Raw genomic sequence first — 17,850 nt, 5'->3', positions numbered from 1 at the left:
TGATATAAAATATCAAAATGATACAAGAATTTTTATAAGCCGTATTTCTTTATTTTTCTATAGAGGGTTGCTCTTCCAATATTCAATGCCTCGGCAGCATTGTCTATTCCTGAACTGTTTCTGCCATAAAGCTTTAGCGCTTTTTTTATTTCATTCTTTTCAACTTCTTCTATTGTCATTACATTTATGGATTCTTTTTCAGGTGTAGTTTCAGCTTCTGCACTTTCTACATCGTAAAAATGTTTTTTCAGTCGATTTGGAAGACTGGATTTTTTACAAAAGTCCTCTTCTGAAATATTGACTAGATATTCAACAGTATTCTCAAGCTCTCTTATATTTCCGGGCCAGCTGTAGTTTGTAAGAAAATCCACGAGTTCATCTTCAAAATATTTCACTTCCTTGTTGAATTGATTACTGAACTTTCTCAGGAATACATTGGACAATATCATTATATCGTCTTTTCTCTGTCTAAGAGAGGGTATATGAATGGGTATGACATTCAGCCTGAAATACAGGTCTTCCCTGAATTCACTTTCCGCAACCATTGTCTCAAGATTCTTGTTGGTAGCCGATATAACCCTTGCATCCATGGAAATGGATTTGTTGCCTCCTACTCGAGTGAATGTTTTTTCCTGAAGCACTCTCAAAAGCTTGGATTGAAGGTGGAGGGGCATATCTCCTATTTCGTCAAGAAATATTGTGCCTTCTCCGGCAAGTTCGAACTTGCCCGGATTTCCTCCTTTCTTTGCTCCTGTGAATGATCCTTCTTCATATCCGAAAAGTTCACTTTCAATAAGGTTTTCAGGAAGGGCGGAACAGTTTACAGCTATGAAGGGATAATCCTTTCTCGGACTTTCGTTGTGGAGTGCTCTTGCAAAGAGCTCTTTTCCCGTGCCGCTTTCCCCCTGGATCAGAATAGAGGAGTTTCCTCTGGCAAACTGCTTTGCATGGTTTATTATGCTTATCATTTCTTTGTTTTCGCTGATAATATTGTCAAAAGTTATTTCCCTTGACTTTCCTGCAATATTGCTTAAAACACTAATGAGCTCTTCCAGTTCTGTGATTGTGAATACATATCCTTTGGTTTCATTGTCGTATATTATTGGATGTACGGAATAGAATCCATGGAACTTTCTTTCCTTTTCAGAGTAATTGAAGCTCTTGTTCTTTACTGTGTCCACTATTCCAATGGGAGACAGAGAAAGGATATTTTCTATAGTCTTCCCTTTTGCCAGTTGATTCTTGCTGAAATATTCCTGTGCTGTCTTGTTGCTTCTTTCTATCCTACCTTTTTCATCAGTATATATAACACCGATATCCAAAAGGTCCATAGTGGTATCAAGTTCGTTCGCCAGTCTTTTAATCCTCTGAGTGCTTTCGTGTTCAATTAATTTGGCTGCTATGAGTTTTGACATGTTTTTTAGAAAGTCAAGGAGGTTTATTTCATTTTCAACAATCCTTTTCTTTTGATCCGCATCGAATGCTATCAGGCCTATTACTCCTGCAGCCTGTCCCTGAACTATTATGGGGCAACATACCTGGGCAGCTTCTATGCATTCGTTTTTCTTGTCGCAATCTATGCACCGGATATTGACGCGAGGGTTTTCTATAATGAAGCTTTCCTTTGACTCAAGTGCTTTAGAGAAGACGCAGGTCTTTGAGATCCGTTCTCCGACCTTGGTCAGGTTGCTGCCTGAAGCAGTGATTCTTGTCAGATTGCTGTCGGCAATTGTCACTTCAACATTAATAACGCTTTTTATGGTTTTTGTTATGTCTTCAAGGGTTTTTTGAATGGCGCTCAAATTGTATTTCATAGTTTATACCGCCTTTCCTAAGCTATAAAAAATCCACCATTAATGGTGGATAAATTATGTTTCAATATTTAGTTTATCATGTATTCAATTATTTTTAAACATTGAATCTGAAAAGTATAACATCACCGTCTATTACCGTGTATTCCTTGCCTTCAAGTCTAAGCATGCCTTTTTCCTTGACACCCTGCATTGTACCTATTTCCTTAAGGTCTTTAAAACCTACGACTTCAGCACGTATAAATCCCCTTTCTATGTCGGAGTGGATTTTTCCCGCAGCTTGAGGTGCCTTTGTTCCTTTTTTGATAGTCCATGCCCTGGTTTCCTGCGGTCCGGATGTGAGGAATGAAATCAATCCAAGTAGCTTGTAACTGGCTCTAATAAGCTTGTCAAGTCCGGATTCCTGAAGTCCCATATCAAGAAGGAATTCTTGTTTTTCATCTTCATCAAGCTCGGATATTTCCGCTTCGATTTTTCCGCATAGAGTTATTACTTCGGAATTTTCAGCAGCTGCATACTCTCTCAGCTTCAGAACATGAGGATTGGTTTCCATAGTATCCAGATGGTCTTCGTCTATGTTTGCTGCATACAGTACTGGCTTGTATGTTATCAGGCTTAAAAGCCTCACCATTTTTTCTTCTTCCTCTGTGAATTCCATTTTTCTGACAGGTTGTTCGTTTTCAAGATTTTCGATAATTCTTGTTACAAGGGCAAGCTCGCCTGCAAGAGATTTGTCGCCCTTAAGGCTCTTTGTAAGCCTTTCTTTTCTTCTCAAAAGCATTTCAAGGTCCGACAGAATAAGCTCAAGGTCTATTATCTCAATATCCCGTATGGGGTCTATATTTCCTTCTACATGAGTGATGTTGTCGTCTTCAAAACACCTTACAACATGTACTATTGCCGCAACTTCCCTGATATGGGAAAGGAATTTATTTCCAAGACCTTCGCCCTTGCTTGCACCTTTTACAAGTCCCGCTATATCGTAAAATTCTATTGCCGTGTGTATTATTTTTTTTGAGCCATTGACTTGTGCAAGAAAATCAAGTCTTTCATCAGGAACTGAAACCACGCCTATGTTAGGTTCTATTGTGCAGAATGGATAATTTGCCGATTCGGCTCCTGCTGATGTTATTGCATTAAACAAGGTACTCTTTCCAACATTTGGAAGACCCACAATTCCCATTTTCATTATTTATAACGTCCTTTCTTAAAAAATATTCAAAATATTATACATCATATCAATGGAGGCTTCAATAAAAATATGGTGTATATTTGCAAAAATTAACTGATTTTTACACTTTCTGTTTGACCTTTAAAGCCAATTATGAGAAAATAAATACAAAATATATTATAAATAAATTAACGAGGAGATGCTATGCAGGGGTACAATAGTGTTGAAATTAAAATAGCAGGAAAGAAGTACAAGGTACAGACAAATGAAAACCAGGAATACATTAAAAAGATTGAAGAAATGATTAATTCTAAAATCCAACAATTCAAGTCTACTGACAAGAAATTTGACAGTTTTTCTTCCTTGGCATTCACCACGTTTATTATTTCTGACAAGTATTTCAAGATTCTGGATCAGCTTGAAAAAGCAAAGCAGATTGAAAAATCTGCAATTAATCCGGTGGAAATCAAAAAATTGAAGGAAGAGAAAAGTAACCTTGTAATAGATCTTGAAAGATCCACTGAGGAAAAGGACAAGTTGCTGCAGGAACTTATCCAGAAAAACAGTGAATTCGATATATTGGCAAACAAATTGACTGAATATGAAAATATGCTGAAGGAAAAAGATGAGGAGCTGGCCTTCATGAATGAAATGAACAAGGAGTTGGATGACAAGTTCAAGAAATTGTCTGAAGATTTGTTTATGATAAGAGAAGAGTCTGAAGAGACCAGAGAGATTCAGATGCCTCTGATACTTGAGGAAGTTGAATCATCTGAAAGAAAGGATATTGCTGACTCCTTGCTTAGCCAGAATGAATCCGGAAGATACGTTCCGGACGTATCCAAACTTTTGGATTCCCTTGATATAAAAGAAGAATAAACCGCTTGAACATTCTCAGGGCTTGATGTCCTGAGAATTTTAATTAATTTAGTATTTCGGACAAGATGTCCGATTTGAATGGAGAATAGAATGAAAAAACATGAATTGCTGGCGCCGGCAGGTAACAGTGAGTCTTTTTATGCCGCTGTTAAGGCTGGGGCTGACGCTGTATATTTGGGAGGCAAAGTATTTAATGCGAGAAATTTCGCGGACAATTTCACAGATAATGATTTGGAGGACTTGATAAAATATGCCCACCTTGCAGGGGTTAAGGTTTACGTCACCCTAAATACCCTTGTCAAGGAAAAAGAAATCATGGAAGCCCTCGAATATGCGAATTATTTGAATTCAATAAATGTGGATGCTGTCATCGTACAGGACTGGGGACTGATGATGCTCATAGATAAGCACATACCGGGACTGAATATCCATGGAAGTACACAGATGACAATATGCGACTACTTCGGAATTGAGCTGCTTGACAAGTATCATATAAAGAAGAACATACTAGCCAGGGAAACACCTTTTGAAAGGCTTAAGCTTATTAGGGAAAAGTCTGATAAATCACTGGAGGTGTTTATTCACGGAGCTCTTTGCTGTTCTTATTCGGGACAGTGTTATATCAGTGCCTATTTTGGCGGAAGAAGTGGAAACAGAGGAAGATGTGCCCAGACCTGCAGGCTGTCTTTTGATATAATTGACAAGGAAACGGGACTGAAAGCAAATGACAGACCTGTTTATCCATTGAGTCTTAAGGAGTTCAATATTGGATCAAAGATCCAAAAGCTTGCTGATATTGGGATAGATACATTTAAAATAGAAGGAAGAATGAGAAAACCTGAATATGTAGACAGGATAGTGACTTACTATAGACAACTTCTGGATGGCATATATGACGAAAATGTGAAGAAACAGGTGGAACAGGTTTTCAGCAGGGGATTCACAAAGGGGCTTCTTTTCGGAGACTTTGGAAAGGATCTTATGGCTTATGATTCGCCTAAGAATACAGGATCATTGTTGGGAACCGTCAAGAATATTAATGGAAACAGCGCAGGAGTGCAGCTGGTTGATGATGTTTCCGTTGGAGATGGAATAACATATGGCAGAAATGAAAGGAACAAGGGTTTTATCATAGAGCGTCTTGTACAGAAAGGAAAAAGCATCAAGGAGGCAAATGCCGGAGAACTTGTTTATATCAAAGCCAAGCAGAAGATGGAAATAGGAGATGTAATTTACAAAACTTTCAACAAAAAGCTTTCAGACGAAGTAAGCATTAGAATCAAGAATGACGACATATATCATTTGAGGCCGCTTGATTTTGATGTGAGGATAAGGGAAGGGGAAAGGATTTTCCTTAGGGCTGTTTCCGGTGAACATAAAACGGAAGTATACAGTGATGATGTAGTGGAAGGCGCCAAGAATGCTCCTGCCGAAGTTGAATATGTAATCAATCAGCTTTCAAAAACTGGAGGAACTGTATTTGCTGTAAAGGATGCAAACATTGACCTGGTAGGCAATGTATTTGTGAGTAAAAGTGTGTTGAACAGCATGAGAAGGAAAGCAATAGAATCGCTTGAAGAAAAAATACTTGAACATGACAAAAAGGAAGTTTCCCTGGAAATTGGAGAAAGGGAAGCTTTTGAAAGAGACAATGATATGAGATATTCCCTTAACATGAACAGCGACAGAGATTATGAAAGCATTAAATTCAATGAAATAGATCTTGTATACATACCATATTATTTTATCTCTGAAGAAATGGTTGATTGCATCAGTGAAAAGAATGATGATGCGGAAATAGTTCTGTCCTTTAGAAATGTATCGAAAACTTATGACTATGCAGAGGCGGAAAGAACCTATAAAAAGTTCAATGATTCAATAATAGGAATACAGGTTGATAATATTGACGGACTTGCATTTGCAAAGAGCCTTGGGGAAAAGAATATCTACTGTGACTTCGAGATGAATATCATGAATCAGTACTCCGCTGATTTTCTTAAGGCTGAAGGCGTGAAGTGCTTTACACATTCCGTGGAAGCAAGCCTTGAAGATATTGATGAAATAAATAAAGGAACAGTCATGAAGACGGAATGCATAGTGTACTCCAACCTGCCCCTGATGACTATAAGGAATTGCCCCCTTGCGCATATGAAAAACTGCAGGGATACATCGAAGTGCAGTAGTTGTGACATGTATGACAGATATGTGTTGAAAGACAGAAAGGGCTATTTGATATCCATGTCAAGAAATAGAGGAATAACTACAATCTACAACCCTGTCCATCTTTATATGGCCGACAGGATGTACGAAGTGAAGAAAACCGGGTCTGACTATGGAAGAATCGATTACGATGGGTCCATAGACATAAACAAGGTTATTGAAAGTGTTAAATACGGTATTGAGGAAATAGACAAAGGGGAAATAACCAGAGGCTATTACTATAAGGAAATATTATGAGTGAGGTAATATGAAAGAAAAGACTATCAAGGTTCTTGAGTTTGACAAGATACTGGAAATACTTGAAAAAAAGACGGAAACTGACCTGGGAAAAGAATACCTGAGAAAGAGCCGTGTTCTTTCCGATATAAACGAAATAAGAATCAAGCAGAAGGAAACTTCGGAGGGAATAACCCTCATAATGGAAAAGGGAAATCCTCCTTTCAACGGTGTATCAAGTGTAAGGGATTATATCAAAAGGGCGGAGCTTGGAGGAACACTGTCGGCGGGAATGCTTTTGAAGGTGGGACACTCGCTGAGGGCTTCAAGGGTAATAAGAAACTATATCAAGTCCAGTACGGGAACAAAGGATGGAGGGAATATAAAAATTCTTTCCCAGATGGCCGAAGGCCTTATTCCAAACAAAATTGTGGAGGAAGCGATTACCAATGCAATAATCAGCGAGGAAGAAATTTCTGACAATGCAAGTTCAACACTTAAGTCCATAAGAAAGAGCATTGTAAACAAGAACAATGTCATAAGAAACAGATTGAGCAATATAGTATCAACCTTGTCAGCCAAGAAATATCTTCAGGATGCCATAGTTACCATAAGAAACGACAGGCATGTTGTACCTGTGAAACAGGAATACAGACATCAGGTGAAGGGTTTGATACATGACCAGTCCTCGACAGGGGCGACCTTGTTCATAGAGCCCATGGCAATAGTGGAGCTCAACAATGAGCTCAGCACCTTGATGATAGATGAAAAGAAGGAAATTGAAAGAATCCTTGCTGAACTTACAGACCTTGTTGCTGCAATAAGTGAAGAAATACAATCAAATGAGATTTTATTGGGAGAGCTTGACTTCATATTTGCAAAATCAAAGCTTTCGCTTCATTACAACTGCTACGAACCGGTGTTGAATGATGAAGGATATATAAACATCAAGAAAGGAAGGCACCCCCTTATACCGAAGAATGATGTCGTTCCTACAGATATCTGGCTGGGAAAGGAATTCAGGACTCTGATAATTACAGGACCCAATACAGGAGGAAAGACAGTTTGTCTAAAGACAATAGGTCTGTTTACATTGATGGCACAATTCGGCCTTCATATTCCTGCAAAGAGCGGTTCTCAAATTGGAGTATTCAACAATGTCTTTGCGGATATTGGAGATGAACAGAGCATAGAGCAGAGTTTGAGCACCTTCTCTTCACACATGACCAATATAGTAGAAATATTCAATGAAATTGAAGACAATTCACTTGTGTTGCTGGATGAAGTGGGAGCAGGTACAGATCCGGTAGAAGGAGCCGCTCTTGCCACTTCCATATTGGAGGAGCTTCATGGAAGGAATGTAGTCACTGCTGCAACAACACACTACAGCGAGCTTAAAATTTATGCCCTTACCAGAGAGGGTGTAATAAATGGAAGCGTGGAGTTCGATGTCGAGACACTTAGCCCGACATACAAGGTGCTGATAGGAGTTCCAGGGAAATCAAATGCATTTGAGATATCTAAGAAACTCGGTCTTCATGAATATATCATTGAAATTGCAAGGAATTCAATAGAAAAGAATGATGTGCAGTTTGAAGATGCTCTTATCCAGATTGAAAAGGATAGAAAAGAGATTGAGTCTACGAAGGAAGAGATTTTAAGGCTTAAGAAGGAACAGAAGAATTTAAGCGAAAAACTGAAGATTGAAGAGGAAAAAATAAAGAAAAGAAAAGAAAGAATTGTTGATGAAGCAAAAGCTGAAGCCAAGGAAATTATTGAAAATGTAAAGAAAGATACTGGAGAAATGATTTCAAGAATTGAAAGATACAGCAGCATCATTGACAAGGAATCGAGAAAAGATGTCAACGATATTAAGTCAGGGTTGAACAAGAGGATAAAGGAATTGTCAAAGACTGAATACATTCTTGAAACTACTGATGATGGCAAGCCCATTAAAAAGGGTGACCATGTTTACATCAAGTCCCTTAATCAAAAGGGATATGTTCTTACGGAGCCTACTGACGACGGCAAGGTTACGGTGCAAGCCGGCATAATGAAGCTGAGCGTACCGGTGAATACCCTTGTGAAAACAGAATCTGAAGATGAAAAGTCAACCAAGAAGGCCAAGAACAAGATGTATTCGCTGAAGTCGAAAAACATAAAGACATCCATTGATTTGAGGGGAATGAATCTTGAGGAAGCTTTCCTTGAGATAGACAAATATTTGGATGATGCTTATTTGTCAGGACTTAAGGAGGTCCAGATTATCCACGGTAAGGGTACGGGAGTCTTGAGAAAGGGAATTGCCGAACTTTTAAGAACCCACAGGCTTGTTGTGAAACACAGGCTTGGAGAATTTGGGGAAGGCGGATCAGGGGTTACTGTCGTGACATTGAAAAGCTGATATTAATTGGCAGGAAAGCTGTGAAAAAATAAGAAAGGAAAAGCATGCTTATTCGACAAGCATGCAGACGAAAATATGCTTGTTAGTGCATGCCTGCTGGGACTCAACTGCAAATACAGTGGAGGAAACAATTATGATGAAAGGGTTTTAGAGCTTTTAATGAAGGAAAAACTCATTCCTGTCTGCCCAGAGCAGCTTGGAGGACTTGAGACACCAAGGATTCCCTGTGAAATCATTGTCGATGGCGATGAAAGAAAGGTTGTAAACAGAGATGGTGTCGACCTTACTGAAGAATTCATAAGGGGAGCGGAGGAAACACTGAAATTGGCAAAGCTCATGAAAGAGGATTCGATACTTTTGCAGCCAAGAAGTCCTTCTTGCGGCTGCAGGCAGATTTATGACGGTACCTTTAGCGGAAAGCTTATAGAAGGTGAAGGTATAACGGCAGAGTTATTGAGGAAAAATGGAATAAAAGTGTATGATACTGAAGATTATTTCAGTGATTGAGTTGACACAGATTGGACCTTGTGCTAATCTCATATAATAAGTTAGATACGGAGGATTTTGATGATAGATTATAAAGTTAAAGCTGCTGAACTTTTCGGGCAGCAGGTTGAAGGTGTATCAATTGATGAATTGATTGAAATGGTTGAGATTCCACCGAACTCCGAAATGGGTGACTATGCCATTCCGTGTTTTAAGTTCGCAAAGATTTTAAGAAAAGCACCAAATATGATTTCAGAAGATATCAGCAACAAGATTGCCACAGGCGATTATTTTGAGAAGGCAGTGAATACGGGACCATATGTAAATTTCTTTGTCAACAAGAAATTCTTTGCGGAGTCCTTGCTGAAGGAAGTTTTCGACAAGAAGGAAAAATATGGAAGCAAGGATATAGGGCAGGGAAGAAAGGTAGTGGTTGAATTTTCTTCGCCAAATATTGCCAAGCCTTTTCATATAGGCCATATAAGGACAACCGTAATAGGCAATTCTATCAACAAGATTTACAGATTCATGGGATTTGATGTTGTTGCCATAAATCACCTTGGAGACTACGGAACACAGTTTGGAATGTTGATTTCTGCATACAAGAAGTGGGGAGACAAGGAAGCTATAGAAGCCAATCCTATTCCTGAACTTCTCAAGCTATATATCAAGTTCAATGCAGAAGCTGAAGAAAATGAAGAATACAAGGACGAGGCAAGATACTGGTTCAAGGAGCTTGAAAACGGAAATCAAGAGGCTCTTGAATTGTGGCAGTGGATAAAGGATGTAAGTCTTACAGAGTTCAACAGGGTGTATAAAATGTTGAATATTGAATTTGATTCATATGCTGGCGAGAGCTTCTATTCCGACAAGATGCCCAGGGTTATAAAGGAGCTTGAAGAGAAGAATCTTCTAGTGGAATCACAAGGTGCACAAATTGTTGATCTTGATGAATTCAACATGCCGTCTCCTCTGATAAAGAAGAGTGATGGATCCACTCTGTATATTACAAGGGACATCGCAGCATCCATTTACAGAAAAGAGACCTATGATTTCTACAAGAACATATATGTGGTTGGTTCTCAGCAAAACCTCCATTTCCAGCAATGGATAAAGATAGTTGAGCTTATGGGATACGACTGGGCCAAGGATTGTGTCCACGTACCATTTGGGATGGTTAGTCTTGAAGAGGGAACATTGTCAACCAGGAAGGGTAGAGTGGTGTTTCTTGAAGATGTTCTCAACAAGGCTGTAGAAAAAACACTTGAAATAATCAACGACAGGAATCCAAATCTTGAAGACAAGGAAGAAGTGGCAAAGAAAGTCGGTATAGGTGCCGTGCTGTTCCAGGAGCTTTACAACAACAGAATCAAGGACTATACTTTCTCATGGGAGAAGACCCTTAGTTTTGAAGGCGAGACCGGTCCATATGTTCAATATACTTATGCAAGGACATGCAGTATTCTAAGAAAGTACCAGGAAGAACTTGATACTGACATAGACTACAGTCTGGTAACCGGTGACAAGGAATTTGAAATAATGAAAACTCTGGAAGGATTTTCAGACATTGTAGAGAGTTCAATGAACAAGGAAGAGCCTTTTTATATTACAAGATTCATCGTGGACCTGGCTCAAAAATTCAACAGATTCTATCACAACAGTCAGATTCTTACGGAAGACAAGGAGCTTACAAAAAGCAGAATATTGCTGACATATGCTGTAAACACAGCTATTAGGAACGGTCTTCAACTATTGGGAATTGAAACTCCTGAAAGAATGTAAAGAGAAGGACTCTGGCGGTTGAACCATTGAAAGTGGGTCAAAAGCGGTTGACAAATCATTTTTTGTAAAATATAATACCTCATATCCATGCTTCAAGGGCATGGATTTTGACATTGTACACAATGTACATGTCGACATTAAATTTTGCCGGTGACACAAGCTGGTGACTGAGAACGAGGAAAAACATTATATGAAGAAAAAGATTAAGATTGTATCAGTACTGTTAATATGTACCTTTGTGCTGATCGCATGTCAGACTGGAGCATCTACGACAGCCGTTTCTGAAGACGTCGAGTTGGAAGGAGAGGTTGCCACTGTGGAGGAAGAGCCTGTACCAATTAATCTATCCAGCGTTTATAAAAGAAGTATAGACTATGTTTCGATTAAGGACCACGTGGAAGCAGCGGAAAAGAAAGATTTCAAGGAATATGCAATGGAGTTGACCGGACTTGAGGCAGGTGCCATTGAACTGATGATGGCTGAATGTGATGAAGTAGGGATTGATCCATTCGTGATTCTGGGCCTCATGAGGCTTGAAAGTGAATTTGACACATACTGTGTAGGAAATCTTGGAGAAAGAGGACTTGGACAGTTGATGGCAAATACTGCGGAACCTGTAGCGAGGAATATGGGAATAGAGTATGATCCCGACAAGTTGTTTGAGCCGGAATACAACATTAAACTTTTCATGAGACAGTTCAAGTATCTATATGAATTTTACAATGGGGATATTCACATGACCTTGACTGCCTACAACAGAGGTCAGGGAGGATTGGACAAATACATGGCTTCAAGAAGCAAGTACGCCAATCCTGCAGTAAGCGACTATTCCATGGTACTGTTGAATTATGCAACAAGTTTTAAAGAAGAGTTTGATAACCAGTAAAAAAGTATATATAATATAGCTGATGTATGTCGGCTATATTTTTTTTACATTACTCGCTTGCATTCTAATGAGGAGACAACAATGGAAGGACTATACGATAATTTACTGAAGTATCTAGTTGATCAAAGAGGGGAATCATATCCTGAGTTGACAGAGGATAAGGGAGAATATATAATCAACAACGATTATTTGAATTATTTCATTATTTTCATGAAGTCCATGAGATACAATGATGATTCAGGAGTTGAAATAAATTATGAAAGGCTTGCAGATGAGCTGAAGCTTTACAAATATTATTCTTCAGGCAGACAGAATATCAGGAAGCTGCATATGTTTGCATTGATTTCAATGGCCTATGCAAATGAGAAGATTGAAGATATTGACAGGGAACTTAAAAGATACTGTAAATATTTTAAGATATCCATAGGCAGTCTGCCGGAGTATATATTTTTTTCTTATATGGTCAAAGCAAGTCAGAGGCAGAAGATTATTTGTGATATCAATGAAGAGGCAAAAAACAGCTTCATACGGTTTTCATTCAAGGATAGCATTGGAAGCGAGAGTGATGATATAATAGTTTTTGAGAAGAAAAGAGTGGCGCTTCTGAGTAAAGTTATTGCCTGCGATTATAAAGGGTATCCGTTACTGGAAACTTTCAAGAGCAAGATTGCTGGAGAAGATTCCGTCAGTTCATATGGAAATGATAAGATTGCTGCATTTGTCAAAATGATTCTTGACTATCTGGTTGATATCAGGAAGGGCCGCATAAATACAATGGTATATAAAATTGGCGAAAGCAAGCTTTATAATGAAAAGGAAAATTCAATTGTAGAACACAGCAATTTTGGAAAATGCAGGATTGTAAAAAGCATAAAAAACAAGGAAGGCAAAACCATTATAGTCAATACGAGATTTGGCTGTTACAGGTTGGAGAATTAAATGAAAATGAAGGTATTGTTTGTAGCGTTAAACAGCAAGTATTCGCATGTAAATCTTGCTATAAGATATATGAGCAACAGCATAAGGGATATAAAAGGAATAGAATCGGATTTTTTGGAATTCACAATAAACCAGAAGGAAGATTATATTCTATGGGAAATACTGGAAGCAAAAGCAGACATAGTGTGTTTTTCTTCATATATATGGAATATCAATGAGATACTGTCATTGTCTGAATCCCTTAAAATGGGAAATGAAAGCATTAAGATCCTTCTGGGCGGACCTGAAGTAACCTTTGAATCGGTGGAACTTCTGAATGACAATGAATTCATAGATTATGTCATTAAAGGTGAAGGCGAACTTCCTGTCCGTGAATTTTTCGGGAAAATGTCGCAGGGAGAGGATATAGACTCTGTCAAGGGACTAACTTATAGAAAAAATGGAGCTGTGGTGGAAAATGCAAACTACGGTCCAATCAAAGACATGGCTGCTATCGAATATCCTTATGGAATCGGGGAAAGCTTCAAAAACAAGTATGTATATTATGAAAGTTCAAGGGGATGTCCTTTTAACTGTAGTTTTTGTATATCATCAAGCATCAACGGTGTGAGCAATCTCCCCCTGGAAAGAGTAAAGGATGACTTGGACAAACTATTAAAAACCGAAGCGAATGTTATTAAGTTTGTGGACAGGACTTTCAATACCGACAGGAAAAGGGCGGTTGAAATAATCAATCATATAGTGAAGAACAATCACAAAAGAATGAAGATACATTTTGAAATAACTGCAGAGATTTTGGATGACAATATGATTTCGCTAATAAATGACCTGCCGGAAGACATGTTTCAGTTTGAAATAGGGGTGCAGTCGACAAATCCCTACACTTTAAATGCCGTTAACAGAAAGTCTGACATAGTAAAGCTCAGGGATATTGTTGAAAGGATAGGAGCAGGGAATAATGTCCACAGACACCTTGACCTGATTGCGGGACTGCCTGAGGAAGATATGGAATCCTTTGGAAAGTCCTTTAATGATGTCTACAATATGAAGGTGGAAAAAATCCAGCTTGGATTCCTTAAGGTTCTCAAGGGCACGGAAATCAGAAAGAACGCTGAAAAGTATGGAATAGTATATAAGAAGACTGCTCCCTATGAAGTGATAAAAACAGACTCGATGTCAAGTAAAGAGCTTCTTTATCTTAAGAAAATAGAAGAATTGGTGGATATATTCTACAATGAACATCATTTCATAAATTCCATTGAAAAACTTATGACCATATATGAACCCTTTGAATTTTTCAAAACCTTTTGTAGTTATTGGATCAGTGAAGGACTCTTTGACAAGCCTCTTAAAAAATCTGAAATGTATGGCATAATCAATGACTTTGCATTAAATGTTCCGGGTATAGATATAAGTGCTGAACTTATTGATGATTTCCTGTTTAACGAAAGAAACCTGGACCTGCCGTCGTTCTTTGACGAAATCCATGAAAAGGAATGCTTGAAGTTTAAGCATGAATTGTTAAAGAGCGAGAATTTCAGGAACAAATACTTTACAGGTTGTGAAGGGATTCAAAACAAAAGACTTGTAAACCGGTTCAGACTTGTAAGAAATGATGACAAATATATTGCATATATATACGGTGACAAGAGAAATATTTTTTCGAGAAGCATAAAAATTGACGTTACTGATATTTTGGAGGAAGAACTAAATGACATTTTATGAAGAAATAAGAATACTTAGAGAAAAAAACCTTGAATATGTACCTTTCGTAACCTTAAAAAAAGGTGCTAAGATTCCGGTTATAGAAGGTACCGTCACATTGGACAGAGAATTGGAAATACCTCTTCTTTTTGAAGATTTCATAGCGGATGTTAAGGGATCGACATTAAATGATGGATTGAGTATGGATAATATATGTGCTGGAATGTGCTTTATGATAGGAGCGGATCCGGAGTTTCTTTACAGAGACTATTATATGGAAATATTGAACAAGTCAAAATCAAACCTTCAATCATATATAATTCATCTGATAAACAAGTTCAATGAAAAACTGGAGTATGCAGTCATATTTGCACTGGCTCTTGTTGAGATTGAAACCAGTGCCAGGAACCTTTTTATTCTTGGAAGCGCTCTTGAGAATCTGGCTGTAGACCATTCTGAAAAGAAAAACAGCAAGAAGTCGGACATATTTTTTGACGAGGCGGTAAAATACTACCACAGCAGCTGTGACGAGGAGGAAAATTTCACTCTGTCCCTTTACAAGCTGGGATTTTACTATAGAGGGATTGGACAGTATATAAGGGCCAAGGACTACTGGGATAGATTCATGGAGCATGACAAGGACCCTGTCAGGATTGAGGAAATAAGAACAGAGAATGAAACTCTTGAAAAGCTTGTTGATTATGAAACAGGATATAGATATGTACTTGAGGGCAACAGTGAAGATGGTCTTGATAAGCTGCTTCCGCTGGTTGAGTATTTTCCTGAGTGGTGGAATCTTTTGTTTGTAATTGGACTTGCTTTCAGGCAAAATATGGAATATGAAATTGCATCGGATTATTTTAAGAATGTACTGTTTCTAAAGGCGGACCAGAAAGAGTCCATGAATGAACTGGCAATCTGCTATCTTAACATGAACAAATTCAAGGAAGCTGAAGAGATTCTTGACAATGCAATAATATTGTCGGACAACAACAGTGAACTTTTGGCCAACAGATCTGTTGCAAGAATATATCAGGACAAGATAAATGAAGCAGAAGAGGACATAGACAAGGCATTGGAAATAAATCCAAATGATGAAATAGCTATAAATATAAAAAAAGAAATTGAGAAAATGAAATGATATGAAAGATTCCATAGAAATCAAGGATATCAAAAATATGAAAAATATTAAGTGTATGCGGGAAATGCTCATTGCTTCTGTGGTTGCATTATGCCTATTCCTTATTATCATATCTGCATTGAATAATAAAACATCTGATAAGAAATTTTCAGGTGTTTATTTGAATGGAAATTTAATTGGCGACAGCAGCAGTCTAATACAAGAGAGCGGCAATACTTTTATTGAAGTTGAAATGCTGAAGGAAAACGACCTTCTGGATCTCTTTTGCAGCGAAGATGAGAATCTTATCCTTATATATTATGATTTGAAAGCATATACGGTAGACTTGACAAGGAACGAAAATGCTGTCTGGCGCAGTGTGGATTCGAAGATATTTCTAAATTTCAGCTATATAGAGGATAAGATGAATGGACAATATCGAATGTCCCTATATGAAGAGTTGCTGTTTATCGAGGATGATTATTCTGAAATAACAAATGAAAGAAACATCATATTCTATGGAGAACCAGGCATTGGAAGTGAAAAAATATCAAATGTTGAAAAAGGAAGCGAGCTGACAAGATATGAAATTACAGAAGATTGGAGCTTTGTCAGACTGGGGGACAAATTGGGTTATGTAAGGAATGATTATCTGAAATCCGTCAAGTCATATAGCGGAATCATTCTCTTGGAAAACAAAAGCACCAAGAATATTGTGCTGGCCTGGGATTTCTTCACCAGGGAACCTTCTGGATTCGAGGAGGAAGAGATATATCCCGGAATGAATGTGGTGTGTCCTACCTGGCACCATCTGGAAGAAGATACTCGAGAATTCTCGAATTGGTATATGAAGGAATATATTGACTATTACAATGAAAACAAGATTGAGGTGTGGGGTACATTTTCAAACTCCTTTGATCCGGATTTGACTTCAGATGTATTGAAGGACAGGTATGCCAGAAGCGACATTGTAGGGAAGATTGTTGACATGGCTGTAGGGAACGATTATAGAGGAGTTAATATCGACTTCGAAAACATATATTTGAAGGACAGGGAAAAACTGGCTGCCTTTTTCAGGGAACTCTATATGAGATTGAAAAAGGAAAACATACTGATGTCTGTTGATGTTTCGGTTATCTCCAGTAGCGAAAACTGGTCGCTGTTCTATGACAGGAAGACAATAGGCAGGTACTCGGACTATGTAGTGCTCATGGCGTATGATGAAAGAACCCTTCCAAATCATGGTATTGGATCGATAGCATCCCTGCCTTGGGTTGAAAAAGGTATTTCGGGGTTGCTGGATTATGTACAGGGTGAAAAGATAATACTTGGACTTCCGTTTTATACTAGATTGTGGGAAACGATAGAAACGGAAAAGGGAGCGGTATATGACGTAACTACATTGAGACTGACTTCGGCGGACGTTTTTGTAAAGGATAATGACTTTGAATTTGAATACGACGAAGAGTCGGGACAGAACTACGGGGAGAAAACTGTAGATAATGTGTATTATCAGATTTGGGTAGAGGATGAAGTATCCTTGAGAAAAAGGCTTGAACTAGTGGAAAAATACAACCTTAACGGAGTTGGTGTTTGGAGCCTGAATTACAGCAAAAATTCCATGTGGAAATTAATAGCGAATTTTTTCGAAAACTTGTAAAAAAAACGTTGACAATTAAACTGTAAATCCCTATAATAATAAAGCGCTCCGGAAAGCGGGGGGCAAAAATGAAGCCTGAAAATAAAAACTGAAAAAATTGAAAATAACAGTTGACAATTGAAAGGTAAATCATTATACTAATAAAGCGCCTCAAATGAGGAGCGAAAAAGACAGAAAGTAACGACATAAAGCAAGTAAAGAACAAGTAAAAAACTTGTAAAAAAGATTTAAAAAAACTTGAAAAAACAGTTGACACGGAAAAGCAAGAGTGGTATACTGAACAAGTTGTCAAAACAAGCAACAGCAACGGATACAGCAATGCACCTGGACAATAGAATAACACATAGTCAACGTAATTCTTAGAGTTAATTATGTAACAAACAAAAGTAATTTTGGGACTTTTTAAAAAAGAAAAGTCAGTGTAAGAAATGAGTTAAAGGCGAAAGCCTTAAATAGAGATTTTAAACGAGAGTTTGATCCTGGCTCAGGACGAACGCTGGCGGCGTGCCTAACACATGCAAGTCGAGCGGAACTGATAAAGTTTACTTTAACAGTTTAGCGGCGGACGGGTG

Annotated in this window: 12 protein-coding genes and 1 rRNA gene; 11 read left to right on the top strand and 2 right to left on the bottom strand. The window is 38.1% G+C overall.

The window, feature by feature from the left end:
* Positions 1-32: 32 nt before the first annotated feature.
* Together BUB05_RS09150 and ychF are read right to left on the bottom strand one after the other, a co-directional pair.
* Positions 33-1,814 carry a sigma-54-dependent Fis family transcriptional regulator gene (locus BUB05_RS09150; protein WP_073049305.1) on the bottom strand — a complete coding sequence of 594 codons (1,782 nt, stop codon included), beginning with the start codon at positions 1,812-1,814 and terminating at the stop codon, positions 33-35.
* Positions 1,815-1,908: 94 nt separating this feature from the next.
* Positions 1,909-3,000 (bottom strand): redox-regulated ATPase YchF, encoded by a 1,092-nt coding sequence (ychF, locus tag BUB05_RS09145; protein ID WP_073049304.1) that lies wholly within the window; start codon positions 2,998-3,000, stop codon positions 1,909-1,911.
* A gap of 186 nt (positions 3,001-3,186) precedes the next feature.
* Here ychF and BUB05_RS09140 point away from each other — a divergent pair, with 186 nt between their 5' ends.
* The 11 genes from BUB05_RS09140 to BUB05_RS09090 form a co-directional block, all read left to right on the top strand.
* A complete protein-coding gene (locus tag BUB05_RS09140) occupies positions 3,187-3,861 on the top strand; it encodes a cell division protein ZapA (RefSeq protein WP_073049303.1) in 675 nt (224 codons plus the stop codon).
* 90 nt (positions 3,862-3,951) lie between these two features.
* Positions 3,952-6,318: a U32 family peptidase gene (locus BUB05_RS09135; RefSeq protein ID WP_073049302.1), complete on the top strand. Its 2,367-nt coding sequence runs from the start codon at positions 3,952-3,954 to the stop codon at positions 6,316-6,318.
* Between the two features lie 10 nt (positions 6,319-6,328).
* On the top strand, positions 6,329-8,701 hold the full coding sequence (locus tag BUB05_RS09130; RefSeq protein ID WP_073049301.1) for an endonuclease MutS2: 2,373 nt from the start codon (positions 6,329-6,331) through the stop codon (positions 8,699-8,701).
* 75 nt (positions 8,702-8,776) lie between these two features.
* A complete protein-coding gene (locus tag BUB05_RS09125; protein WP_073049300.1) occupies positions 8,777-9,208 on the top strand; it encodes a 2-thiouracil desulfurase family protein in 432 nt (143 codons plus the stop codon).
* 60 nt (positions 9,209-9,268) lie between these two features.
* Positions 9,269-10,969, top strand: coding sequence for an arginine--tRNA ligase (gene argS, locus BUB05_RS09120; RefSeq protein WP_073049299.1), 1,701 nt, complete (start codon positions 9,269-9,271; stop codon positions 10,967-10,969).
* Between the two features lie 190 nt (positions 10,970-11,159).
* Positions 11,160-11,855 carry a lytic transglycosylase domain-containing protein gene (locus BUB05_RS09115; protein ID WP_073049298.1) on the top strand — a complete coding sequence of 232 codons (696 nt, stop codon included), beginning with the start codon at positions 11,160-11,162 and terminating at the stop codon, positions 11,853-11,855.
* Between the two features lie 81 nt (positions 11,856-11,936).
* Positions 11,937-12,794, top strand: coding sequence for a hypothetical protein (locus BUB05_RS09110; protein WP_073049297.1), 858 nt, complete (start codon positions 11,937-11,939; stop codon positions 12,792-12,794).
* Positions 12,795-14,519 (top strand): B12-binding domain-containing radical SAM protein, encoded by a 1,725-nt coding sequence (locus tag BUB05_RS09105; protein WP_073049296.1) that lies wholly within the window; start codon positions 12,795-12,797, stop codon positions 14,517-14,519.
* Positions 14,506-15,639: a tetratricopeptide repeat protein gene (locus tag BUB05_RS09100; RefSeq protein ID WP_073049295.1), complete on the top strand. Its 1,134-nt coding sequence runs from the start codon at positions 14,506-14,508 to the stop codon at positions 15,637-15,639. The genes BUB05_RS09105 and BUB05_RS09100 overlap by 14 nt, the downstream gene beginning before the upstream one ends.
* A 160-nt stretch (positions 15,640-15,799) precedes the next feature.
* Positions 15,800-17,278 carry a glycosyl hydrolase family 18 protein gene (locus BUB05_RS09095; RefSeq protein ID WP_175548539.1) on the top strand — a complete coding sequence of 493 codons (1,479 nt, stop codon included), beginning with the start codon at positions 15,800-15,802 and terminating at the stop codon, positions 17,276-17,278.
* 461 nt (positions 17,279-17,739) lie between these two features.
* Positions 17,740-17,850 (top strand): 16S ribosomal RNA (locus tag BUB05_RS09090); the annotation flags it as partial.

This window comes from Dethiosulfatibacter aminovorans DSM 17477, from assembly GCF_900142005.1.
Classification (GTDB): Bacteria; Bacillota; Clostridia; order Tissierellales; family Dethiosulfatibacteraceae; genus Dethiosulfatibacter; species Dethiosulfatibacter aminovorans.
Note: the sequence above shows the minus strand (reverse complement) of the source record. Positions and strands in the feature narration are given on the sequence as shown.

Bases quoted from the DNA above. Each gene is read 5' to 3' on its own strand.
- BUB05_RS09110 (WP_073049297.1), top strand. From the start codon at position 11,937: ATGGAAGGACTATACGATAATTTACTGAAGTATCTAGTTGATCAAAGA.
- BUB05_RS09135 (WP_073049302.1), top strand. From the start codon at position 3,952: ATGAAAAAACATGAATTGCTGGCGCCGGCAGGTAACAGTGAGTCTTTT.
- BUB05_RS09150 (WP_073049305.1), bottom strand. From the start codon at position 1,814: ATGAAATACAATTTGAGCGCCATTCAAAAAACCCTTGAAGACATAACA.
- BUB05_RS09140 (WP_073049303.1), top strand. From the start codon at position 3,187: ATGCAGGGGTACAATAGTGTTGAAATTAAAATAGCAGGAAAGAAGTAC.
- argS (WP_073049299.1), top strand. From the start codon at position 9,269: ATGATAGATTATAAAGTTAAAGCTGCTGAACTTTTCGGGCAGCAGGTT.
- BUB05_RS09115 (WP_073049298.1), top strand. From the start codon at position 11,160: ATGAAGAAAAAGATTAAGATTGTATCAGTACTGTTAATATGTACCTTT.
- BUB05_RS09125 (WP_073049300.1), top strand. From the start codon at position 8,777: ATGCTTGTTAGTGCATGCCTGCTGGGACTCAACTGCAAATACAGTGGA.
- ychF (WP_073049304.1), bottom strand. From the start codon at position 3,000: ATGAAAATGGGAATTGTGGGTCTTCCAAATGTTGGAAAGAGTACCTTG.
- BUB05_RS09130 (WP_073049301.1), top strand. From the start codon at position 6,329: ATGAAAGAAAAGACTATCAAGGTTCTTGAGTTTGACAAGATACTGGAA.
- BUB05_RS09105 (WP_073049296.1), top strand. From the start codon at position 12,795: ATGAAAATGAAGGTATTGTTTGTAGCGTTAAACAGCAAGTATTCGCAT.
- BUB05_RS09100 (WP_073049295.1), top strand. From the start codon at position 14,506: ATGACATTTTATGAAGAAATAAGAATACTTAGAGAAAAAAACCTTGAA.